Annotated in this window: 22 protein-coding genes and 1 pseudogene; 8 read left to right on the forward strand and 15 right to left on the reverse strand. The window is 59.8% G+C overall.

The window, feature by feature from the left end:
- Positions 1-15 precede the first annotated feature (15 nt).
- The 10 genes from hpaB to DR88_RS22900 all read right to left on the reverse strand — a co-directional run bounded on the left by hpaB (position 16) and on the right by DR88_RS22900 (position 9906).
- Entirely contained in the window at positions 16-1578 is a 1563-nt protein-coding gene (gene hpaB, locus DR88_RS22945; protein ID WP_002887473.1) for a 4-hydroxyphenylacetate 3-monooxygenase, oxygenase component, read from the reverse strand.
- Positions 1579-1803: 225 nt separating this feature from the next.
- Positions 1804-2694 (reverse strand): 4-hydroxyphenylacetate catabolism regulatory protein HpaA, encoded by an 891-nt coding sequence (hpaA, locus tag DR88_RS22940; protein ID WP_004177537.1) that lies wholly within the window; start codon positions 2692-2694, stop codon positions 1804-1806.
- 9 nt (positions 2695-2703) lie between these two features.
- A complete protein-coding gene (hpaX, locus tag DR88_RS22935) occupies positions 2704-4059 on the reverse strand; it encodes a 4-hydroxyphenylacetate permease (RefSeq protein ID WP_004146927.1) in 1356 nt (451 codons plus the stop codon).
- A 21-nt stretch (positions 4060-4080) separates the two neighbouring features.
- The gene (hpaI, locus tag DR88_RS22930) at positions 4081-4878 is read right to left on the reverse strand and encodes a 4-hydroxy-2-oxoheptanedioate aldolase (RefSeq protein WP_004146931.1); all 798 of its coding nucleotides are present in this window, start codon (positions 4876-4878) and stop codon (positions 4081-4083) included.
- A gap of 10 nt (positions 4879-4888) precedes the next feature.
- Complete coding sequence (hpaH, locus tag DR88_RS22925; RefSeq protein WP_004182838.1) at positions 4889-5692, reverse strand: 2-oxo-hept-4-ene-1,7-dioate hydratase; 804 nt, start codon at positions 5690-5692, stop codon at positions 4889-4891.
- 108 nt (positions 5693-5800) lie between these two features.
- Entirely contained in the window at positions 5801-6181 is a 381-nt protein-coding gene (locus tag DR88_RS22920; protein ID WP_004151392.1) for a 5-carboxymethyl-2-hydroxymuconate Delta-isomerase, read from the reverse strand.
- A 9-nt stretch (positions 6182-6190) separates the two neighbouring features.
- Entirely contained in the window at positions 6191-7048 is an 858-nt protein-coding gene (hpaD, locus tag DR88_RS22915; RefSeq protein ID WP_002887492.1) for a 3,4-dihydroxyphenylacetate 2,3-dioxygenase, read from the reverse strand.
- A 1-nt stretch (position 7049) separates the two neighbouring features.
- Positions 7050-8516: a 5-carboxymethyl-2-hydroxymuconate semialdehyde dehydrogenase gene (hpaE, locus tag DR88_RS22910; protein ID WP_002887494.1), complete on the reverse strand. Its 1467-nt coding sequence runs from the start codon at positions 8514-8516 to the stop codon at positions 7050-7052.
- Positions 8513-9277, reverse strand: a complete 765-nt coding sequence (locus tag DR88_RS22905) for a fumarylacetoacetate hydrolase family protein (RefSeq protein ID WP_004146933.1) — start codon at positions 9275-9277, stop codon at positions 8513-8515. The genes hpaE and DR88_RS22905 overlap by 4 nt, the downstream gene beginning before the upstream one ends.
- Positions 9274-9906: a fumarylacetoacetate hydrolase family protein gene (locus DR88_RS22900; protein ID WP_004146085.1), complete on the reverse strand. Its 633-nt coding sequence runs from the start codon at positions 9904-9906 to the stop codon at positions 9274-9276. The genes DR88_RS22905 and DR88_RS22900 overlap by 4 nt, the downstream gene beginning before the upstream one ends.
- Positions 9907-10192: 286 nt before the next feature.
- Here DR88_RS22900 and hpaR point away from each other — a divergent pair, with 286 nt between their 5' ends.
- The gene (gene hpaR / locus DR88_RS22895) at positions 10193-10633 is read left to right on the forward strand and encodes a homoprotocatechuate degradation operon regulator HpaR (RefSeq protein WP_002887503.1); all 441 of its coding nucleotides are present in this window, start codon (positions 10193-10195) and stop codon (positions 10631-10633) included.
- A 3-nt stretch (positions 10634-10636) separates the two neighbouring features.
- Here the strand turns inward: hpaR and DR88_RS31380 are convergent.
- Positions 10637-11109 (reverse strand): annotated as a pseudogene (locus tag DR88_RS31380) (hypothetical protein); the annotation flags it as partial.
- Between the two features lie 90 nt (positions 11110-11199).
- On the opposite strand from DR88_RS31380, the gene DR88_RS22880 reads away from it, so the two are divergent.
- The gene (locus DR88_RS22880; protein ID WP_004146935.1) at positions 11200-12216 is read left to right on the forward strand and encodes an Ldh family oxidoreductase; all 1017 of its coding nucleotides are present in this window, start codon (positions 11200-11202) and stop codon (positions 12214-12216) included.
- A gap of 116 nt (positions 12217-12332) precedes the next feature.
- Here DR88_RS22880 and DR88_RS22875 read toward each other — a convergent pair whose 3' ends face one another.
- Positions 12333-13553, reverse strand: coding sequence for an amino acid deaminase (locus DR88_RS22875; protein WP_004146936.1), 1221 nt, complete (start codon positions 13551-13553; stop codon positions 12333-12335).
- A gap of 43 nt (positions 13554-13596) precedes the next feature.
- Positions 13597-13776: a hypothetical protein gene (locus tag DR88_RS0125030; protein WP_009485350.1), complete on the reverse strand. Its 180-nt coding sequence runs from the start codon at positions 13774-13776 to the stop codon at positions 13597-13599.
- Here DR88_RS0125030 and DR88_RS22870 point away from each other — a divergent pair.
- The 5 genes from DR88_RS22870 to DR88_RS22850 all read left to right on the forward strand — a co-directional run bounded on the left by DR88_RS22870 (position 13754) and on the right by DR88_RS22850 (position 18638).
- Positions 13754-15193 carry an N-acyl-D-amino-acid deacylase family protein gene (locus DR88_RS22870; protein WP_032443785.1) on the forward strand — a complete coding sequence of 480 codons (1440 nt, stop codon included), beginning with the start codon at positions 13754-13756 and terminating at the stop codon, positions 15191-15193. The genes DR88_RS0125030 and DR88_RS22870 overlap by 23 nt on opposite strands.
- Positions 15194-15203: 10 nt before the next feature.
- Positions 15204-15596, forward strand: coding sequence for a RidA family protein (locus DR88_RS22865; RefSeq protein WP_025368470.1), 393 nt, complete (start codon positions 15204-15206; stop codon positions 15594-15596).
- A gap of 102 nt (positions 15597-15698) precedes the next feature.
- Positions 15699-17183 (forward strand): sodium:solute symporter family protein, encoded by a 1485-nt coding sequence (locus DR88_RS22860; protein WP_004146939.1) that lies wholly within the window; start codon positions 15699-15701, stop codon positions 17181-17183.
- A complete protein-coding gene (locus tag DR88_RS22855) occupies positions 17180-18052 on the forward strand; it encodes a 2-dehydro-3-deoxygalactonokinase (protein WP_004146940.1) in 873 nt (290 codons plus the stop codon). The genes DR88_RS22860 and DR88_RS22855 overlap by 4 nt, the downstream gene beginning before the upstream one ends.
- Entirely contained in the window at positions 18039-18638 is a 600-nt protein-coding gene (locus tag DR88_RS22850; protein WP_032443786.1) for a 2-dehydro-3-deoxy-6-phosphogalactonate aldolase, read from the forward strand. Before DR88_RS22855 ends, DR88_RS22850 begins: the two co-directional genes overlap by 14 nt.
- Here the strand turns inward: DR88_RS22850 and DR88_RS22845 are convergent.
- Both DR88_RS22845 and DR88_RS22840 read right to left on the reverse strand, forming a co-directional pair.
- The gene (locus DR88_RS22845) at positions 18635-19498 is read right to left on the reverse strand and encodes a MurR/RpiR family transcriptional regulator (protein WP_002887559.1); all 864 of its coding nucleotides are present in this window, start codon (positions 19496-19498) and stop codon (positions 18635-18637) included. The genes DR88_RS22850 and DR88_RS22845 overlap by 4 nt on opposite strands.
- 69 nt (positions 19499-19567) lie before the next feature.
- Positions 19568-20101 (reverse strand): GNAT family N-acetyltransferase, encoded by a 534-nt coding sequence (locus DR88_RS22840; RefSeq protein ID WP_002887560.1) that lies wholly within the window; start codon positions 20099-20101, stop codon positions 19568-19570.
- Positions 20102-20133: 32 nt separating this feature from the next.
- On the opposite strand from DR88_RS22840, the gene DR88_RS22835 reads away from it, so the two are divergent.
- Entirely contained in the window at positions 20134-20964 is an 831-nt protein-coding gene (locus DR88_RS22835; RefSeq protein ID WP_004214407.1) for a GNAT family N-acetyltransferase, read from the forward strand.
- Positions 20965-21057 lie beyond the last annotated feature (93 nt).

Raw genomic sequence — 21057 nt, forward strand, 5'->3', positions numbered from 1 at the left:
ACCTCCCGCTGTGAATTACTTCAGCAGCTTATCCAACATGTTGATATCAGCGTTATTGTGCAGATGCGGCACCGTCCAGCCGTTCTGGTCGTACTCGGACAGGCAGCGGTCGACCATCGCCATCATTTTGTCCATATTGCCGGAGCTCTGCGCCTGGCGCAGACACTGCAGGCGAATTTCATCCTGGCTACCGGAGTAGTTGATCTCATACAGTTCATGGCGGCCGCCGAATTCGCTGCCGATCGCGTCCCACATCAGTTTGAGGATCTTGATACGTTCAACGTGATCCATACCGTTGGAGCCGCGCACGTACTTCGCCAGATACTGGTCGATCTGCGGGTTGTTCAGATCGCGGGCGCTGGACGGCAGATAAATCAGGCCGCTGGTGACGTTGCGCTCGATGATGTTCTTGATCTTGGCGTAGGCCATCGGCGCCATCACGCGATAGGTCTGCAGCGCGGCGTGATCCGGCAGCCATGCGCCGTTGACCCACGGCGTCGCTTCCGAGCACATGGAATCGCTCAGCGCCCAGAACATGTTGCGCCACGCCACCACTTCGCCAAGGTCGGCCTGCACGCCGCGGAATTCGAGGGTGCCGGTACATTCCAGAGAGCGCTTCAGCAGGGCGGTGATAAAGTCCAGTTTTACCGCCAGGCGTACGCAGGCCTGCAGCGGGTACATGCGGGCGAAACCGCCTTCCATGGTCCAGCGACGGCAGCGGTCAAAGTCGCGGTAAATCAGTACGTTCTCCCATGGGATCAGCACCTTATCCATCACCAGAATCGCATCGTTCTCGTCGAAACGGCTGGAAAGCGGATAGTCGTACGGCGAGCCGGTTGCACCGGCGACCATCTCATAGGAGGCGCGGGAGATAAGCTTGACGCCTTCGGCATCCATCGGCGCGACGAACATCAGCGCGAAGTCCGGGTTCTCGCCCATCACCTGCGCGGAGCCGAAGCCGATCATGTTGTAGTGGGTCAGCGCCGAGTTGGTGGCGACCACTTTCGCGCCGCTAACGATGATCCCGGCATCGGTCTCTTTTTCCAGCTTGATGTAGACGTCCTTCACTTCATCGGCCGGCTTGTGGCGGTCGATCGGCGGGTTGACGATAGCGTGGTTAAAGTACAGGCCGGTTTCCTGAATGCGGGTGTACCAGTTGCGGGCGTTCTGCTCGAACTGGCCGTAAAACGCCGGGTTGGCGCCCAGCGCGCAGCCGAAGGCGGCTTTGTAGTCCGGGGTGCGGCCCATCCAGCCGTAGCTTAAGCGCGACCACTCGGCGATGGCGTCGCGCTGCTGGCGCAGATCGTCGGCGCTTTTCGCCACGCGGAAGAATTTATGGGTGTAGCCGCCGCTGCCGGTATCGGTGCCCCAGCACAGGGAATCCTGCATCTCCGGTTTGTGCAGCGCATCGTACAGCTGAGCGACGGAGGCCGCGGCATTACGGAAGGCCGGATGCGTGGTGACGTCTTTCACGCGCTCGCCGTAGATATAAATTTCGCGGCCATCCTGCAGGCTTTTTAAATACTCTTCGCCAGTTAACGGGCGTTTCGCGTCGGCGCGGAAATCTTCAGGTTTCATAGGGGCCTCTTCAGTATTTATCGGAATAATGATGTTAAATATATGTTTTGTTTTTGTTGTTTAATTGAAGCGGTTATGGCGCTTGTCGTGAAGGGACGTTTGCGACAACGGCGGGTACTTTTCAGGCGGGAGTGAATTTTGTGATCTCTGCAACTTTTACCGGCTGGCGCGGCGCTGACCCGCCCTACGGTCTGTAGCCCAGGCAAGCGCAGCGCCGCCGGGGTATTACGACACCGGTACTTTTTGCGCCCGGTAGCTGCTGGGCGAGCAGCCGACCTGGCGGCTAAAAAAGCGCGCAAAATAGGCGGGGTCTTTAAACCCCAGCTGCCAGGCAATCTCATTGACCGCGCTATCGGAAAACAGCAGCAGGCGCTTCGCCTCGCGCAGCTGACGGTCAAATATCAGCCGCTTCGGCGAACGGTTGGCGAAGCGGCGACAGATGTCGGTCAACCGCGATTCGGTCAGATGCAGCTCCCTGGCGTAATCCGGTACCGTCCAGTGCTGATGGTAGTGGCTGTCGATCATCTGGTTAAAGCGCTGGAATAGCTTCAGCTCGCCGCGCATCCCGCTGGCGGCGTGATCGTCGAGCTTTGCGTTACGCAGCAGCAGGGTAAAGACCGCCTGCGCCAGTAGCGCCAGGGTATGCTCCCGCCCCGGCAACTGGGCGGTAGATTCCCGGCGAATCAGCTGCCAGTAGTGGGCCAGCGCCGCCAGCTCGTCGGGTTTATCCGCCAGCGACAGGCAGATCCCCGGCAGGCCGAAGGTCTCCCGCGTGCCGGGATAAAGTACCTCCAGCAGCGGCCAGATCAGCTCCTCATGGACCGTCAACACATGGCCATCGCTATCGGACTCGGTAATAAAAGCGTGCGGTACCGAGGGCGGCGTTATCACAAACAGCGGCGCCTGCACCGAATAGCGATGGTCATCAAGCTGCAGCTCAATCTGTCCGGTATCAAGGTAGTGCATCTGGAAATAGCGGTCGTGGCGATGCGCCTGCATGTCGCGGCCAAAAAAGGCCGCCATGCGGGAGAACGATTGGTAGTGCACCTCTTCGGTACCCAGACTCTCGTCGTAATCTTTATTGATGTCGATGTTGGCGATGGAATGCTGGCACATACCCGCTCCTTAGTGGCCTTTTTGCGCCGCTAATCCCGGCGCGGCGGCGTCCTCACGCTGGCTCATTGGAATGCGGGTAAGCACCAGCGCGCCGACGATCAGTAATCCGGCGACAAACCACAGCCCGGAGCTAAAGCTGCCGGTGGTATCGCGCAAAATGCCGATCAACAGCGGGCTGACGGCAGAGCCGACGTTGCCGATAGCGTTGATCACCGCCAGCGCCACCGCGCGCGACTGCAGGCTGATCACCCGATCCGGGGTGGTCCAGAAAATGGCCATCGCGGTAAAGGATCCCACCGAAGCCATAATAATGCCGATCAGTTGGATCAGGCTGTGGTGCGTTGCCGAAGCCAGCAGCCAACCCGCCGCGGCGAACAGGTAGGGCAGGATGGTATGCATCTTGCGCTCTTTGCGGCGGTCGGATCGGCGGCTCCACCAGATCATGCCGAAAATAGTGCAGAACTGCGGGATCGCCGCCAGCAGGCCAATCATGATGTTGCTGCTGCCGGTGTTGAAGCTCTGCAGGATCTGCGGCGTCCAGATATTAATGGCGCTGAGGGTATTGGTCAGGCAGAAGTAGGCGAGGGTATACATCAGCACCGCTGGCGTCAGTACTTCGCGCAGCGTGGAACGCGGCGAAGCCGGGACGATCGCCGCATGTTCCCGTTCGCGATCGATCATCGCCTTCAGCGCCTGTTTCTCTTCGTTATCCAGCCAGTTGGCTTTATCCGGCGTGTCGTTGAGGAAGAACCAGGTGACGACGCCGAGCACCACCGACGGCAGGCCTTCCAGCAGAAATAGCCATTGCCAGCCTTTCAGGTTCCACAGGCCGTCGAGCGCCAGAATATAGCCGGAAAGTATCGAGCCGAGCATCATGGTCACCGGCATGGCGATCATAAACAGGGCGTTGGCGCGGGCGCGATGGTAGGCCGGGAACCACCAGGTCAGATAGACGAGGATCCCCGGTAGAAAACCGGCCTCGGCGATGCCGACCAGCATGCGCAGGATGTACAGCGTATGCGGGCTGGTGGCGAACATGGTGCAGGTCGAGGCGATCCCCCAGACCACCATGATCCCGGCGATCCAGCGGCGCGCGCCAACTTTCGCCAGCATGATATTGCTGGGGATCCCGCACAGCACGTAGGTGACGTAGAACAGCGTCGCCGCCAGGCCGAACATGGTGGAGGTCAGGCCGAGATCTTTACCCATCGTCAGGCCGGCGAAGCCGATATTAATTCGATCCAAAAATGAGAAAACAAAGAGAACAAACAGGAAGGTAATCAGGCGGCGGAACAGCTTTTTGATCACCCGGTTTTCTACTTCAACGGCTTTATTATCATTGTGTTGCAGGGTAGAGGTAGTCATGTTGCGCTCCACATTATCCGTTCAATAGACGGATTTATTGTTATCGGTTGTGGTGGTTGCGTTGTGGGTAAACCGGGCCGCCAGCGCTTCTGCGCCGCGGGCCAGCAGGGTGGTATCGACGCCGACGGCGACGAACAGCGCGCCCAGTTCGAGATAGCGTTTCGCCAGCTGTTCATTGGCCATCAGGATCCCCGGCGCCTTGCCGGCCTGACGGATTTGCTGGATGGCATCTTCAATGGCGGCCTGCACTTCCGGGTGCTGCGGATTGCCGCCGTGACCCATATCAGCGCTGAGATCCGCCGGGCCGATAAACACACCATCCACCCCGTCGACATCGAGGATCTGCGACAGATTTTTCAGCGCTTCGCGAGTCTCAATCTGTACCAGCACGCACATGGCGTCATTGGCCTGGTGGATATAATCCGGGACGCGATTCCAGCGTGAGGCGCGGGCCAGCGCGCTGCCGACGCCGCGAATGCCGGCAGGCGGGTAGCGGGTGGCTCTGACCGCCAGCCGCGCTTCTTCGGCGTTCTGCACCATCGGCACCAGCAGGGTTTGCACGCCGACGTCCAGCAGTTGTTTAATTTGTACCGGATCGTTCCACGACGGACGCACCACCGGCTGGCTGGGGTAGGGCGCAATGGCCTGAAGCTGGGTCAGCACCGTTGGTACATTGTTGGGCGCGTGTTCGCCGTCGATCAGCAGCCAGTCGAAGCCCGCGCCGGCCAGCAGTTCGGCGCTGTAGCTGCTGCACAGTCCAAGCCACAGGCCGATTTGCGGACGGCCCGCTTTTAAGGCGTCTTTAAAGGCGTTATTCATGGTGTTTCTCCTAGACAAACCGGCAGCTGATGACGCCCATGTTGCCGTAGTCGACGTGGAAGGTATCGCCCTTGCGCGCCGGGACCGGGCGGGTGAAGGAGCCGCCGAGGATAATCTGCCCGGCTTCGAGCTGGACATCGTACGGCGCCAGCTTGTTGGCCAGCCAGGCCACGCCGTTGGCCGGATGATTGAGTACGCCCGCGGCGACGCCGGTCTCTTCAATTACGCCGTTGCGATACAGCAGGGCGGAGATCCAGCGCAGGTCGAGCTCGTCCGGTTTAATCGGCCGGCCGCCGAGGATCACCCCGGCGTTGGCGGCGTTGTCGGAGATGGTGTCGAACACTTTGCGCGGACGCTGGGTTTCCGGGTCGATGTTGTGGCAGCGCGCGTCGATAAGCTCCAGCGCCGGGATAACGTAGTCGGTGGCGTTGTAGACATCAAACAGCGTACAGTTCGGGCCGCGCAGCGGTTTGGCCAGCACGAAGGCCAGCTCGACTTCGATACGCGGAACGATAAAGCGGTCGGTGGGAATATCGCTGCCGTCGTGGAAGAACATATCGTCGAGCAGCGCGCCGTAGTCCGGCTCGCTGATCTGCGAACTGGCCTGCATCGCTTTAGAGGTCAGGCCGATCTTGTGGCCTTTGAGCACGCGGCCTTCGGCGATCTTCATCTCGACCCACTCGCGCTGGACGGCGTAGGCGTCCTCAATGGTGATCGACGGATAATCCAGCGAGATCGCGCGGATCTGTTCACGCTGCTTTTCGGCCTGGTTCAGCCGCTGGGCAATCAGGGTACGGGTCTGTTTATCGAGCATAGTGATTCCTGTGGCATTGTATTGCCGGATGGCGCTTCGCTTATCCGGCCTACAAATTCATGGCCGTTGTAGGCCCGGTAAGCGCAGCGCCACCGGGCAATTTGCACATTATTTAAATAACGCGTGCACGTTGTTTTGTTTGTAGTTCAGCGTCGGGTCGAGCTCTTCCATGGCGAACGACAGCGCCAGATAGCGGCTCTCCATTAGCGTCGCGAAGTGGGATTTGATCAGCGCGAACAGCATATCTCCCACGTCCTGACGGCTCTCCAGGCTGCGCCCGGCGCCGATCTTCAGGGTCATATGCACGAAAGCGTAATCCTGCCTGCCGTCGGCCATCTGCCAGGTATCCAGCCAGTGGGCGCGGCTGCGGATCCCACCGATCGGAAAGATGCCGGTGGCGGCCAGCGCCTCGTTGACTTTGGCGAACAGCCCAGGCAGATCGGCCTGCTCGCGGATGTTGTCGGTACATTCGGCGATAAAATGCGGCATGGGGCCCCCTTACGCCTGCGCTGGCAACGGGAACACGGCGTTAACCTGGCCGGTACCGGAGCTGGCGAATAGCTCGGTGATAAACTCCACCTTGCCGTCGTATTTATCCCAACCCAGCAGGCCGAGCAGCATCACCGTGTCGTGCATGTTGCCTTCGCCGTAGCAGTAGTCGGCATACTCCGGCAGCATGGTGCAGAACTCTTTGAATTTGCCCTCGCGCCACAGCTTCACCACCCGCTCATCCATCTGATGATCAAACTCGCGGGTGTAGCTGTTCATCCCCTCTTCGGCGCGCTGGTCATCGATAAAGCGGTGCGACAGCGAACCGCTGGCCAGCACCGCCACGGTGCCGTCGTATTTCTCAATGGCTTTGAGGATCGCTTCGCCCAGCCTGCGGCTATCGGCAAAGTCGTGAACGGTACAGAAAGCAGAGATAGATACCACCTTGAAGTGCTTATCGCTGTTCATGTAGCGCATCGGCACCAGGGTGCCGTACTCCAGCTTCAGGCTGGGAATATTGTGCGCTTTGGCACGCACCCCGAGCTTCACCGCCTCGTCGGCGATAAGCTGGCCCAGCTCCGGGTTGCCGTCGTAGTCGTAGGTCATGTCGCGAATGAAATGCGGCAGTTCGTTACTGGTGTAGACGCCCTGAAAATGGTCGGCGCAGTTGATGTGGTAGGCGCTGTTGACCAGCCAGTGGGTATCAAACACGATGATGGTATCGACGCCCATTTCACGGCAGCGCTTGCCAATTTCTTTATGCCCGTCGATCGCGCCCTGACGGCAGCCGTGGTTTTTCCCCGGCAGCTCAGACAGATACATCGACGGCACGTGAGTGATTTTTGCTGCTAACGCTAACTTACCCATATCAGACTCCCCATTTCGGGATCGGATGGTCGCCCATCGAGATGCAGACGTTTTTCATTTCGGCGAACACTTCAAAGCTGTACTCGCCGCCTTCGCGGCCGGTGCCGGAGGCCTTCACGCCGCCGAACGGCTGACGCAGGTCGCGCACGTTCTGGGTGTTGACGAACACCATCCCGGCTTCAATACCGCGCGCCAGACGCAGCACTTTGCTGACGTCCTGGGTCCAGATATACGACGCCAGGCCGTATTCCACATCGTTCGCCAGGCGCAGCCCTTCCGCTTCGTCTTTGAACGGCAGCAGGCAGGCGACCGGGCCAAAAATCTCTTCCTGGGCGACGCGCATACGGTTGTCGACATCCGCCAGCACCGTCGGGCGCAGGAAGTTGCCGGCTTTCAGATGCGCCGGCAGGTCGGACGGTTTATCCGCGCCGCCGGCCAGCAGGGTGGCCCCCTCTTCGATGCCGAGGCGAATGTAGCCGGACACTTTCTCCCAGTGCTGCTGGCTAATCAGCGCGCCGACCTGGGTGTTCGGATCGGTCGGATCGCCTACGCGCAGGCGATTGGCGCGCTCGGCGAAGCGTTTAACGAACTCGGGGTAGATACTCTGCTGAATAAAGATGCGCGAGCCGGCGGTGCAGCGTTCGCCGTTGATCGAGAAGATGGTGAACAGCGCGGCGTCAAGCGCGCGCTCGATATCGGCATCTTCAAAAATCAGCACCGGCGATTTTCCGCCCAGCTCCATGGAGTACTTTTTCAGACCGGCGTTTTTCATGATGTTGCGGCCGGTGGCGGTGCCGCCGGTGAAGGAGACGGCGCGCACATCATGATGGCGCACCAGCGCGTCGCCGGCGGTGGCGCCGTAGCCCTGCACCACATTGAGTACGCCAGCCGGGATCCCGGCTTCCAGCGCCAGCTCGCCCAGACGATCGGCGGTCAGCGGCGACAGTTCGGACATTTTCAGCACCGCGGTATTCCCCAGCGCCAGGCACGGCGCCACCTTCCAGGTGGCGGTCATAAACGGCACGTTCCACGGCGACACCAGCGCGCAGACGCCAACCGGCTGCACGAGGGTGTAGTTCAGCATCTTGTCGTCGACCGGATAGGTCTTGCCGTTCATCTGCTGGCATACTTCGGCGAAAAATTCGAAATTGTGTGAGGCGCGCGGGATCAACACGTTTTTGGTCTGGTGGATCGGCAGGCCGGTATCGGCGGTTTCCATCGCCGCGATCTCCGGGACGTTCTGATCGATCAGATCCCCCAGGCGGCGCATCAGGCGCGCGCGCTCTTTCATCGGCAGGTTAGCCCACTTCGGGAAGGCCTCTTTCGCCGCCGCCACCGCCTGGTTTATTTCGGCTTCACCGCCGGAGGCGACTTCCGCCAGTACCTCGCCGGTGGCCGGGTTGGTGGTATGAAAATAGTCTGCGCCGGCAACGTTTTTACCGTTGATCCAATGGTTAATCTTTTTCATGACAGTGTCTCCTCATACGCTTGCTGGCTGATGATATGGTTGACCAGGCGGCCCACGCCCTCGACTTCAACGATCACCTCATCGCCCGGCACCACATCGGATAGCCCTTTCGGCGTGCCGGTGGCGATCATGTCGCCCGGTTGCAGGGTCATAAATTCGCTTAAATAAGCGATGAGGAACGGGATGCTGAAGATCAGATCGGCGGTGGTGCCCTGCTGGCGCAGTTCGCCGTTGACCCAGGTGCGTAGGGCCAGATTATGCGGATCCGGGATCGCCTCTTTGGCGACGATCCACGGGCCGATCGGCGTCAGGGTGTCGCGGCTTTTCACCCGCAGGTTCGGGCGGTAGTAGTTTTCCAGATAGTCGCGGATCGCGTAGTCGTTGCACAGGGTATAGCCAGCGACATAATCCATAGCCTCGGCTTCGCTGACGCGGCGCGCGGTTTTCCCAATCACCACCACCAGTTCGGCTTCGTAGTGCATGTATTCGACGTTATCCGGGCGTACCGACTGCTGCTGGTGGCCAGTAAAGGTGTTCGGCGCTTTGATAAACACCAACGGCTCGGTTGGCGGTTTAAATTCCAGCTCGCTGGCGTGATCGGCGTAATTCAGCCCCAGCGCGAACAGCGTGCCGTCGGCGGGCGGCAGCCAGCGGAATTCACCTTCTTTTAATACCGTGCCATCGTCCAGGCGCACCTGGTCGCGTTCATTGACCAGCACGTCGCGTACCTGTCCTTGCCATTCAATGCGTGCCTGTTTCATGCCAGCTCTCCTTCTGCGACAACCGGGTTTTCGAGCGCCGGGAAACCGTCGGCGAGAATACGTACCCGGTCGCCGGGGCGCAGCGTGACGCGGGAGTGGGGCGTGCCGATAAGGATCGCGTCGCCGGGATTGAGGGTGGCGAATTCGCTTAAGGCGCTCAGCAGCTGCGCGGCATTACGCTGCAGATCGCCGGTATGCCAGCTATCCGCCTCGCGGCCGTTGATTTCGGTGATGATGGTCAGATCGTCGACGTTGCGTACCGCCGATAGCGTGCCGATGGGGCAGAAGCCATCGCGGCACTTGGCTTTGATCGCCGGGCGATAAAAACTCTCTTCCGGCAGACTCACATCGTTAGCCAGCGCGTAGCCAGCGATATAGTTCGCCGCCTCTTCCGCCGCCACTTTACGCGCGGTTTTGCCGACAATCAGCGCCACCGTTGCGCCGCTTTGTACGGTCTCGCCCTGCGGATACGGGATCGCTTCGCCATCGCCAATTACGGTATTGCGCGGCTTGATAAACCAGACCGCGGTTTTCGGCGGCGTCTTGTAGGGGGCCTGTTGAAACGCCTCGCGCCAGGCGTCGAGCTGGCTGCGATGATTGAGCGCAACGGCGAAGATGGTACCTTTCATTCACCACTCCTCTGGGACAGATTTCGGTTCAAAGGGATTTCGTTAATATATTAATGATCATCTTTTATGCTTTGCGCTGAGGTTTAGCAACTGGAAGTGAATGTTTTGTGATCGGATTAACACAATATTTACATAGCAATTACTTATTTGTTGTAAATCAATAATTTGAATATTTTTCAGGAAAAGACTGGTACTTTTCAGGTGCAGAAACCGGTTGTACATGGCAGGATTAACGCTAATTATTAAGTTATTAATAAGTTTTTGGTGAGGCTGTTGAGGGGATACTATGCATGATTCATTAACCATTGCCTTGTTGCAGGCGCGTGAAGCGGCGATGGCCTACTTTCGACCGATCGTCAAACGGCACAATCTCACCGAACAGCAGTGGCGGATCGTGCGAATTCTCGCCGAACGTCCGTCGATGGACTTTCACGATCTGGCCTTTCGCGCCTGTATCCTGCGCCCCAGTCTGACCGGTATTTTGACGCGTATGGAGCGGGATGGGCTGGTGCTGCGCTTAAAGCCAGTTAACGATCAGCGCAAGCTGTACGTCTCGCTGACGCCTGCCGGAACTGCGCTGTACGAAAGCGCCCAGGCGGAGGTGGAAGAAACCTATCGCCTGCTGGAGGCCCAGTTCACCACGGAAAAGCTGCAGCAACTGACCTCCCTGCTGGAGGAGTTTATTGCGCTTGGCGTCCCTGCCGGGCGCGGTGATGAAGAAGAGTAGCGGTTACGGCTCGGCGCTCAGCCTGGCGAGGGCAATAAGCGTTTCCGCGCGGGCGGGGGACAGCGGCTCTCTCGGTTGCGGCAGCGGCCAGCCATACAGCCAGCGGGCGCTGGGTCAGTTTGGCCTGCAGCCAGTCGTCGGCGGCAGCCACGTCGCCGCAGCGCACATCCTCGCAGCGGCACAGCAGGCTCTCCGGCGTCGCCGCGTTTTTCAAAGATTCCGCCAGCCGGAAGGCGCGGTTTATGGCGTCGGCGAAGCGCTGCCAGCGGCGGGAGCGGCGCTTGCTCAATGATATTCGTCACGTCGCCTCCGGCCTGGTTCATCGTATCCGCCACCGCCTGCAGGCCGCCCGCGCTGCAGCAGAGGATCAGTTTCTGCCAGTAAACCACGCCGCCGCCGTCGGCGGTTTCAAACAGCACGCTGTGCGCGGAGGGGCGGGCAATCAGCCGCGCGCCGTTCACCTCCCGGATGGCGGCGATGTCGTTGGGGATTTACTACTGGGGCGCGCGCAGCTGCCTGCCGCAGGCTAACTTTAGCGGAGACGAAGAAGAGTAAAGGAGAACAGTATGGAGTCGGTAACTCTATCGTTACCTGAAGCTTATGACCTGGCGCTGGAGGTACTCAGCGCCAATGGATTTAGCGCCGACCACGCGGCGGCGATTGCCCGCAATGTGACCGCCGGGGAGCGCGACGGCTGCGCTTCCCACGGCCTGTGGCGGCTGTTGGGCATTGTCGATACCCTGCGCAAAGGTAAGGTATCGCCCGATGCCGAGCCGCAGATCCATGACCAGGCGCCGGGGATTGCGCGGGCGGACGCCGGGGGCGCTTTTTCACTGCTGGCCTACGAGCGCGCGCTGCCGCTGCTGCTGGAGAAGGCGCGCCACAATGGCATTGCGGCGCTGGCAATTAATCGCTGCGTTCATTTTTCCGCGCTGTTTGCCGATATTGAGCCGTTGACCGAGGCAGGGCTGGTAGGGCTAGCCTGTACGCCAAGCCACGCCTGGGTCGCCCCGGCGGGCGGCACACGTCCGCTGTTCGGCACCAACCCCATCGCCTTCGGCTGGCCGCGGCAGGATAAGCCGCCATTTATTGTTGATATGGCGACCAGCGCTGCGGCGCGCGGCGAGATCCAGCTGCATCAGCGCAGCGGCAAAGCGCTACCGGAAGGCTGGGGAATCGACAGTCAGGGACAGCCAACGACCGATGCCGCAGAGGTGCTGAACGGCGCGATGTTGACTTTCGGCGGCCATAAGGGCTCGGCGCTGGCGGCAATGGTTGAGCTGTTGGCCGGGCCGCTTATCGGCGATATGACCAGCGCCGAATCGCTGGCGTGGGATAACGGCGCGGGCGGTCTCCCCTACGGCGGCGAGCTGATTCTGGCGCTGGATCCGCAGCGTTTTCTCGGCGCGCAGGCACCAGAGCAGCTGGCGCGCGCCGAAACGCTGTTCATGGGTATGCAGGAACAAGGGGCGCGTCTACCGGGCGAGCGGCGTTTTGCCTGCCGCCAGCAGAGTGAACGGCAGGGGGTCATTATCAGTCGTTCATTGCATGATGAGATTTGCGCCTTGCGCCAGGGCGGGTAAGGCGCGAAGCGCCGCCGCCGGGACATCCCCCGGTTTTCCTACGCTTAGCCGGGCTACCGAACGTCGCGGGTTGTGTAGCCCGGGTAAGGTGCGAAGCGCCGCTATCCGGATGCCTGTCAAAACAGCGTGTCGAGCTCGTCCAGCACGTTGTAGTCGTCATCGACCAGCAGCAACGTCTTCCACTTATCAAAGGTCAGACACGGGTGCGAGGTGCCGAACAGCAGAATATCGCCGACCTGCACATCGCTGCCCGGCGCCAGGCGCAGCATACAGTGCTGATCCATGATGCCGGTGCTGACGATCGACTCCGCGCGCAGCGCTAACTGCTGGCCATTACGATAATGGGCGATCGGTTGCGGCAGCCCGGCGTCGAAAGCGCAGTCGCGCTTGCCGAAATTCACTACCGCGCGATCCGCCTCCGGCACCGATTGCACCATCGCCATCAGCTCCAGCGCTGAAGTGAGATCGCCGGCGAGATCGCAGGCAATCGGATCGCGGGCGATCAGCTCTTGTTGGGCGAGATCGTAGATCCCGCGATCGTGGGTGATATAACAGCCAGGGCGAATAACGATACGGCAGCGGCGCGGTTTTGCCGCCGCCAGCCAGATATTGCATACCACGTCATACCAGACGGTGCCCGCGCCGGTGAGAATGAATTCGCCGTCAACCAGCGGCTCCATGCGGCAGGCAAGCGCCGCAGCCTGCTGTAACAGCGCTTCCACCTGCGGCTGCGGATCGTCGCCGTGCAGCACCCCTTCATACAGTTCCAGACCGCGTAGCCGTAGCCCCGGCAGGTCGCTTACCCGCTGCGCCAGCGCCAGCGCGTCATCAACGCTACGACAGCCGCAGCGCCCGCCAGGCACGCCAAGTTCAATCAGCACATCCAGCGTTTGTCCCTGGTCTGCGAAGAATGCGGAGAGGGCGCGCACGTTGACCTCGCTATCGACGCAGCAGATAAAATCCACCGCCCGATAGTGGGCTTTTAGCTGCGCGACCACCTGCATATTGGCTTTGCCGACCAGCTGATTAACCATCAGGACGCGTTGGATGCCGCTGGCCATTGCCGCGCTAGCCTGCCAGGCGCTGCCCACGCCGATCCCCCACGCCCCCGCTCGCTGCTGCGCCTGAAATATCCATGGCGTCATTGTCGTTTTACCATGCGGCGCCAGCGATACGCCGCGGGCGTCGGCGTAGCGCTGCATCCATGAAATATTATTTTCCAGCGCCGACTTTTTTAGCAGCGCGGCGGGTAGACAGACCTCTTCCGCCAGCAGATTAGCCGGCGCGGACATGAGGGCGGATTTGTGCGGGATGAGCGGTGCTGAATGGTATTTCATAACACTATCCTTTCAGGGTTTATAATCGGTTAGTCGCTGGGTATCATTTATAACTATTTGATAAATATATTTTTAATATAAAAATGTTATTCGTTTTGAATAAAAGTATCACAAAACGATCTGAGTTTTGCGTAGTTTTCCACTGTTTTTTGCGCTTGTAAATGGTTAACTTATCGGCATGTCGAAAGGGAGTAATTGCTATGAAAGTTGACTGGCTTTTCAAAAACGTCACGGTGATCGACGGGAGCGGCGGGCCGCAATACCGTGCTGATGTGGCGGTGAAGGGCGATCGAATTATGGCTATCGCCCCGGCGCTGGACGTTGCGGCGGAGCAGGTGATTGATGGCCAGGGGCGGGTACTGGCGCCGGGCTTTATTGATGTGCATACCCATGATGATATCAACGTGATCCGCATGCCGGAGTACTTGCCGAAGCTCAGCCAGGGGGTGACGACGGTGATCGTCGGCAACTGCGGGATCAGTGCGGCGACCGCCACCATGCGGGGGGAAGTGCCGGACCCAATGAATCTCCTCGGCGAGCAGCAACACTTTATCTATCCCACCGTGGAGGCTTATGCCCATGCGGTGGAGGCGGCGCGACCGTCGCTGAACGTCGGCACGTTAATCGGTCACACCGCGCTGCGCAATAACCATATGGACGATCTGTTTCGTCCGGCGAACGAGACGGAAATCGCCGGCATGCGCGTACAGCTACGCGATGCGCTGCGCCAGGGAGCATTAGGGCTCAGTACCGGGCTGGCCTACGCCAGCGCCTTCCAGTCGACCACCGAGGAGGTGATGGCGCTGGCGGAAGAGCTGGCGGCCGGGAAGGGCGTCTATACCACCCATTTACGTTCAGAGTTTGAGCCGATTCTCGAGGCGCTGGACGAAGCCTTCCGTATTGGCCGTCACGGCAACGTGCCGGTGGTGGTTTCGCACCACAAGTGCGCCGGGGCAAAAAACTGGGGGCGTACCAAAGAGACGCTGGAGTTTTTCGATGAGATGCGCCAGCAGCAGGATATCGCCTGCGACTGTTATCCCTATTCAGCCAGCTCATCGACGCTGGATATGAAACAGGTGACCGACGAGTTTGATATCGTGATTACCTGGTCCGAAGCGCAGCCGGAGCAGGCGGGGAAAACGCTGCAGCAGATCGCCGATGAGTGGCAGGTGAGCCTGCACGACGCCGCGGCGCGGCTGATGCCGGCGGGCGCTATTTATCACAACATGGACGAGCAGGACGTACGGCGGGTGATGCGCTATCCGGTCACCATGATTGGCTCTGACGGGCTGCCGAACGATCCGATGCCGCATCCGCGCCTGTGGGGCGCCTTCCCGCGGGTGCTCGGCCACTATAGCCGCGACGAGCAGCTATTCCCGCTGACTACCGCGGTACACAAGATGACCGGGCTGTCGGCGGCGCGCTTCCAGCTGGCGGATCGCGGGCTGGTGAAAATTGGCTACTTTGCCGACCTGGTGCTGTTTGACCCGCAGACGGTGCGCGATGTCGCCAGTTTCTCCGACCCGAAACGACCGGCGGACGGCATTGAGGCGGTGATGGTCAACGGCGTGATGAGCTACGGCAGTGATAAGAAAATTACCGGACGGGCAGGGCGTTTCCTGCGTCGTCGGATGGACTAAGGAGTTGAGTATGAGTATCAAGCGTTATGGCGTAGAAGGCGGTACCGGTACCGGCGGGCAGCACCTGCCGTTCGCGCGGGCGGTGGAAGCGGGAGGCTGGCTGTACGTTTCCGGCCAGACGCCGATGAAGGACGGGGAAGTGGTGGAAGGCGGGATTGTCGACCAGTCGCGTCTGGCGATTCAGAACTGCGTAGATATCATGACCGAAGCGGGCTACACCCTGGCCGACGTGGTGCATGTTAAAGTGATCCTCACCGATGCGCGCTATTTTCAGTCGTTCAATAAGGTATTTCGCGAGTTCTTTGGCGACAACCCGCCTGCCCGCATCTGCTGCGTAGCGGACCTGGTGGTGGATTGTAAAGTCGAAGTGGATGTGACCTGTTTTAACGCTTCTCGCGCATAAAAAGTTAGTAACCAGAAATATAAACAGTCATTTTGAGCGCTGAAATAATTCAGCGCTTCGTAGCCTTTTACCTTTTCAAAATTAACTGGCAGGATGTGAATTATGAATAGTCATGTCTTTTTAGTCGGCTTTATTATTTATGCGTTAGCCATGATTTGGCTTGGCTGGTACGTGTCGCGTCATCAAAAAAGCGGTGAGGATTTTTTACTCGGTGGCCGTTCTTTGCCGCTGTTCCTGACGCTGGGGTCCACCGTGGCGACCATGGTGGGAACCGGTTCAAGCATGGGAGCTGTCGGGTTCGGCTACAGCAATGGATGGGCCGGGATGCTTTACGGCGTGGGCGGCGCCATCGGTATTTTACTGGTGGCCTGGCTGTTTGCGCCGGTGCGAAAGCTGCGCTTTATGACCATGAGCGAAGAGCTTTCTTATTACACAGGGGGCAGCCATTTAATTAAAAATCTCGTCGGGATAATGATATTTATTGCCTCAATTGGCTGGCTGGGGGCACATATTCTTGGCGGGAGTATGTATTTAGCCTGGGCGACAGGAATTAATCTGACGGTGGCAAAAATTATTATTGCCATGGCGTTTGCGATTTACGTCATTATCGGCGGTTATTCTGCTGTTGTGTGGACGGACACCATTCAGGCATTAATTCTGTTTTTCGGTTTTATCCTGATGGCGATTCTGGCGCTGGTTCACGTCGGGGGGTGGGATGCCATCGTTCAGGCGATGGATCCAAAGGCGATGAGCCTGTTTGCGGTCGATAAGTTGGGGACTATTCCGGCGCTATCGCTGGCGATGGTCATCGGCGTCGGCGTGCTGGCAACCCCTTCCTATCGCCAGCGTATTTACTCGGGAAAAGACGTCTCTTCGGTGCGGCGCTCGTTTGTCTATACCGGTGTGCTGTATCTGTTTTTCTCGGTGCTGCCGGCGGTTATCGGCATGGCGGCCTGGACGATGAACCCCAATCTTGAGAACAGTAACTACGCCTTCCTGTTCGCCACCAGCTTCTTACCGGCGATCCTGGGGCTGGTGGTCCTGATTGCCGGACTTTCCGCCACCATGTCTTCGGCCAGCTCCGATGCGATAGCCGCCGTGGCCATCATGATGCGGGATGTCTATACCCTCGTTACCGGAAAAATGCCGCCGGCGCATAAGGCGATAACGCTCTCTCGCTGGATGCTGGCGTTCGTTATCGGCCTGGCGATGATCTTCGCCCTGACCTCGAACGATATCATCAGCTATATCACCAAAATGATCTCCATGCTGATGTCCGGGCTCTTCGTCTGTTCCATTCTCGGCCGCTTCTGGCTGCGCTTTAACTGGCAGGGCGCGCTAACCGCGCTGCTGAGCGGCATGCTGGTGTCTATTGTGGTTCTGGTTAAGGCCGACTGGCTGGCTTACTGGGGCAATCCGTGCATTCCATCGGTTGTTGGCAGCTTTGTTTCCGCTATTTTTGTTACCGTCATGACGCCAGCCAGCAAAATCAGCCGTCAGCAGGCGCTGGAAATGATTACCCAGGAGCGGGAAGGGGAGGCGATCCCGGCGAAGACGGTAGTGCAGGTCTCAGGAGAAACACAATGAAGGATTATATTGCCGTCGACTGGGGCTCTACCCAGCTGCGCGGCTGGCTGATTCGCAACGGCCAGTGCGTCGAAACGAAGCAGCTGCCGATGGGTATTACCCGCCTGAACGGACGATCGCCTGCTGATGTATTCGCGGAGCATTTGGCCCCCTGGCGCGGCGCACAGGCGCTGCCGGTGCTGATGGCCGGGATGATCGGCAGCGACGCGGGCTGGCAAGCGGTGCCGTATCTGGACAGTCCGACGGCGATCGACGCGCCTGGGCGGCAGCTATGCGCCGTTGCTGAAGGCGTGTGGATTATACCCGGCCTCAAGATTGAACAGGACGGGGATTTCAACGTGATGCGCGGCGAAGAGACGCAGCTGCTGGGGGCCTGCCAGCTGGCGCCGGCGGAGTGTTACGTGCTGCCGGGTACCCACTGCAAATGGGTACAGGTGGTAGGCGGCGGGGTGCGTCATTTTGTCACGGCGATGACCGGCGAACTGCATCATCTGCTGATGACGCAATCGCTGATCGGCAAAGGGCTGCCTGCCCAGCAGCCGGACGATGCGGCGTTTGAACGGGGGCTGGAAAAAGGGCTGGCGCAGCCGTCGCTGATTAGCGAACTGTTTGTCGCCAGGGCCGCCCGGGTGCTGGGAGGTCTGGCGGCGAGCTCAGTCAGCGATTACCTCTCCGGGCTGTTGATTGGCGCGGAGGTGGCGACCCTGGGGCAGCGTTTCCGTACTTCTGCCGTCACGCTGGTTGGCGAACCGGCGCTGAATGCCCGCTACGGTCGGGCGATGAAGGCGCGCGGAATGATGGTTAACAGCTGCAGTGGCGATGAGGCATTGTTGGCTGGCATGGCGAGGATAATGCATGAACAAGATTAAGCTGGTGGCGATTTTACGCGGCATTCAACCCGCTGAGGCGGCAGATCATATTGAGACGCTAATAAATGCAGGCTTTCGCTATATCGAAATCCCGCTCAATTCGCCGGACTGGCAGCAAAGTATTCCGGCGATGGTGCGTCAGTTTGGCGAGCGGACGATGATTGGCGCGGGAACGGTGCTGAAGGTTGAACAGGTTGATTTTCTCGCTGAAGCTGGGGCGAAACTTATCGTGACGCCCAATACGGCCCCGGCGGTGATCCGCCGCGCGGTAGATAAGGGGATGCTGGTGTGCGCCGGCTGCGCGACGGCCTCCGAGGCGTTTAGTGCGCTGGATGCCGGGGCGCAATGGCTGAAAATCTTTCCGTCATCAGCATTCGGCGCGGACTATATTCGCGCGCTGAAAGCGGTGTTGCCGCCGGAGGTTCCGGTGCTGGCGGTCGGCGGCGTGACGCCGGAAAGTCTGGCGACCTGGATACAGGCGGGGTGCGCCGGTGCCGGTCTGGGCAGCGATCTTTATCGCGCCGGACAGGCCGTGGAACGTACCCGCGAGCAGGCGGAGAGGTTTATCTCCGCCAGTAAAAGTTAGTCCCCCAGCGGCTGCCGATCGACGCCGCCGCGGTGGCTGTCGAGCGCCAGCTTAATACGGCGTAATTTGCCTTTTGCCTGGGGTTTGTTGGCCATCGCCAGTTCGGTGGCCAGCACATCGACCATCGCCAGCATCGCGTAACGGGAAGTGCTGGGCTTAAAGATATAGTCGTTTTCCCGTACCAGCAGCGGTAGCACCAGATCCGCCTGTTCAGCCAGCGGCGTTCCGGCGGGGGTAATCGCAATAACCTTCGCGCCGTACTGGCTGGCAATCGCCGCGCTCTCGATGATTTCCCGGGTATAGCCGCCCAGAGACAGCACGATCACCACATCTTGCGGCGTCACCGCCGAGCTCATCATGCGTACCAGCAGACCATCGCTCTGGCTGACTACCGGCAGACCGAGGCGAAACAGGCGATACTGAATTTCCTGAGCGCAGATGGTCGAACCGCCGCCCATCCCCAGGGCGAGGATCTGCCGCGCATCGCTCAGCCAGCTCACCGCGCGCTTCAGCGCCTCGATATCCAGCGCCCGCCGGTTGGTCTCCAGTACGCTGATGATTGACTCATAGATCCCCTGGACGCCTTCGAGATCCGGAACATCGAGGATAAACCGCTGGCCGACCGCAAGAGATTGCGCAAGCTTCATCTTCAGCTCGCGGACGTCTTTACAGCCGAGCGCCCGGGCAAAACGGGTGACCGAAGCCTGGCTGGTTTGCGTCAGACGCGCTATCTCGGCGATGGGCAGCTCCGCCGCCGCCGCGACATCATCGAGAATAAACTGCGCAATGCGTTTTTCGGTCGCCGTGAGTTCCACAAAGCGATCGGTTATGCAGGAAATAATATCGATTGACCAGGACATACGGTAACAACGGGTAAGTTTTGAATGGTACTTTGTACCATATTGCGCCGCTGAAATCAGTGCTGAAGTCTACAACGCCAGGCGCATGGCGCAGCGCGACTCGGGCGGCAGGCCGTGCCGGGTCTCCTGTTCCCTTTTTGCTGCCAGCCCGGCGGGCAGGGTCAGCTCATCGAGCATGGCGAATCCCAGACGGGTATAAAACGGCGCATTCCACGGCACCTCGCGGAAGGTGGTGAGGGTTACCGCCGGGTAGCCCATCTGCCGTGCGCTCTCGATAACCCGCTCCAGCAGCATCCGGCCGATGCCCTGTTGCTGCCAGGCTTGGTGGACGGCGACTTCGACGATAAATAACGCATCGTCGAGCGGTTCGGTCAGAATAAAGCCAACGGGTTGCCCGGCGGCTACCGCCAGCAGGCTATGCTCCGTTTCCAGATAATCATGATGGCGCGCAACGCTAATCACCTCGCTGTCCGCCAGCCAGGCGAGAGAAGGGATCTGGCGAAATGCCTGGGCGGCAGAACGTTCAATGGCGGGCAGAAGGGCGATATCGCTCTCCTGAGTCAGGCGTAATACGGCACCGGCAGTTATAGTGTTAGTTTTCATCACCTCAGCATAGCAGCCTTCGGGAGAAAAGTATGGAGCTGACCGCCGTTCCCGCCACGCAGTTCAGCAGCGTGCAGTTAACGGATATTCTCAACGCCTGTTTTGAAGCCTACCTGGTGCCTGTTACCCAGTCGGTAGAGGGATTTGTTCAGCGTTTTAGCGCCGAGGGGATGAGCCTGGTCGATTCCCGCGTCTGGCTGGCCGGAGATGAACCGGCGGCGATCGCGATCGTCGCGCGCCGGGGGAGTGCCGCTCGCCTGGCGGCCTTTGCCCTGCGCCCGGCCTGGCGCGGCAAAGGCCTGGGCCGGAAACTGATGCAGGAGCTGCTGATGCTTTTGCAACAGCAGGGGATCGAGACGGTATTCCTGGAGGTGATCCGCGATAACCATGCGGCCGTCGCGCTGTATCAGTCGCTGGGCTTTACGCGACGCTATGGGCTCTGCGGCTACCTGAGTACAGAACTTCTGCCCCCGGTGCCGGGCGTATTGCAGCTTTATCCCACCCTGTCCCTGCTTCGGCGCGCCATTGAGGAGAGTAACAGCCAGCTTCCCTGGCTGCTGGATCCGCTTACCTTCGCCACTCTGCCATGTCAGGTCGTGACGCTGGAACATCGCGCCTTCGCGGTTCTAACGACGGCGGGCTCGCGCCCTGTACTGTCGTTTTTGTGGGTGGAGCCCGCCGCCCGCCGCCAGGGGCTGGCGCGTGAGCTGCTGATGGCGCTGGCGCAGCAGTTCCCGGGCATTGGTACTTCGGTGACGGTCCCGGAAACTTTTACGCCGCTGTTTGCCGCGGCCGGCTATACGCCGCTCTCGCTGCAGCAGTATGAAATGACGATGGATCTGGCCGACGCGAAGTCGGCTTAGCCAGGAGTGTGCGCTGGACCGCAAAAAAACAGCACGGGCCGTCGATAAGCCTCTCTTTTCCCGCATCATATCCCTTCGTAATGGCGAAGAGGG

The organism is Klebsiella pneumoniae, from assembly GCF_000742135.1.
In the GTDB taxonomy this organism is placed as follows: Bacteria; Pseudomonadota; Gammaproteobacteria; order Enterobacterales; family Enterobacteriaceae; genus Klebsiella; species Klebsiella pneumoniae.

What these genes read in the sequence shown, in the direction of transcription:
- hpaX (WP_004146927.1), bottom strand. Translation starts at nt 4,059, where the DNA reads ATGACTACCTCTACCCTGCAACACAATGATAATAAAGCCGTTGAAGTA.
- hpaA (WP_004177537.1), bottom strand. Translation starts at nt 2,694, where the DNA reads ATGTGCCAGCATTCCATCGCCAACATCGACATCAATAAAGATTACGAC.
- hpaR (WP_002887503.1), top strand. Translation starts at nt 10,193, where the DNA reads ATGCATGATTCATTAACCATTGCCTTGTTGCAGGCGCGTGAAGCGGCG.
- hpaB (WP_002887473.1), bottom strand. Translation starts at nt 1,578, where the DNA reads ATGAAACCTGAAGATTTCCGCGCCGACGCGAAACGCCCGTTAACTGGC.
- DR88_RS22835 (WP_004214407.1), top strand. Translation starts at nt 20,134, where the DNA reads ATGGAGCTGACCGCCGTTCCCGCCACGCAGTTCAGCAGCGTGCAGTTA.
- DR88_RS22855 (WP_004146940.1), top strand. Translation starts at nt 17,180, where the DNA reads ATGAAGGATTATATTGCCGTCGACTGGGGCTCTACCCAGCTGCGCGGC.
- DR88_RS22850 (WP_032443786.1), top strand. Translation starts at nt 18,039, where the DNA reads ATGAACAAGATTAAGCTGGTGGCGATTTTACGCGGCATTCAACCCGCT.
- DR88_RS22920 (WP_004151392.1), bottom strand. Translation starts at nt 6,181, where the DNA reads ATGCCGCATTTTATCGCCGAATGTACCGACAACATCCGCGAGCAGGCC.
- DR88_RS22840 (WP_002887560.1), bottom strand. Translation starts at nt 20,101, where the DNA reads ATGAAAACTAACACTATAACTGCCGGTGCCGTATTACGCCTGACTCAG.
- DR88_RS22880 (WP_004146935.1), top strand. Translation starts at nt 11,200, where the DNA reads ATGGAGTCGGTAACTCTATCGTTACCTGAAGCTTATGACCTGGCGCTG.
- DR88_RS22865 (WP_025368470.1), top strand. Translation starts at nt 15,204, where the DNA reads ATGAGTATCAAGCGTTATGGCGTAGAAGGCGGTACCGGTACCGGCGGG.
- DR88_RS22900 (WP_004146085.1), bottom strand. Translation starts at nt 9,906, where the DNA reads ATGAAAGGTACCATCTTCGCCGTTGCGCTCAATCATCGCAGCCAGCTC.
- DR88_RS22905 (WP_004146933.1), bottom strand. Translation starts at nt 9,277, where the DNA reads ATGAAACAGGCACGCATTGAATGGCAAGGACAGGTACGCGACGTGCTG.
- DR88_RS22845 (WP_002887559.1), bottom strand. Translation starts at nt 19,498, where the DNA reads ATGTCCTGGTCAATCGATATTATTTCCTGCATAACCGATCGCTTTGTG.
- DR88_RS22870 (WP_032443785.1), top strand. Translation starts at nt 13,754, where the DNA reads ATGAAAGTTGACTGGCTTTTCAAAAACGTCACGGTGATCGACGGGAGC.
- DR88_RS22860 (WP_004146939.1), top strand. Translation starts at nt 15,699, where the DNA reads ATGAATAGTCATGTCTTTTTAGTCGGCTTTATTATTTATGCGTTAGCC.
- hpaD (WP_002887492.1), bottom strand. Translation starts at nt 7,048, where the DNA reads ATGGGTAAGTTAGCGTTAGCAGCAAAAATCACTCACGTGCCGTCGATG.
- hpaI (WP_004146931.1), bottom strand. Translation starts at nt 4,878, where the DNA reads ATGAATAACGCCTTTAAAGACGCCTTAAAAGCGGGCCGTCCGCAAATC.
- hpaH (WP_004182838.1), bottom strand. Translation starts at nt 5,692, where the DNA reads ATGCTCGATAAACAGACCCGTACCCTGATTGCCCAGCGGCTGAACCAG.
- hpaE (WP_002887494.1), bottom strand. Translation starts at nt 8,516, where the DNA reads ATGAAAAAGATTAACCATTGGATCAACGGTAAAAACGTTGCCGGCGCA.
- DR88_RS22875 (WP_004146936.1), bottom strand. Translation starts at nt 13,553, where the DNA reads ATGAAATACCATTCAGCACCGCTCATCCCGCACAAATCCGCCCTCATG.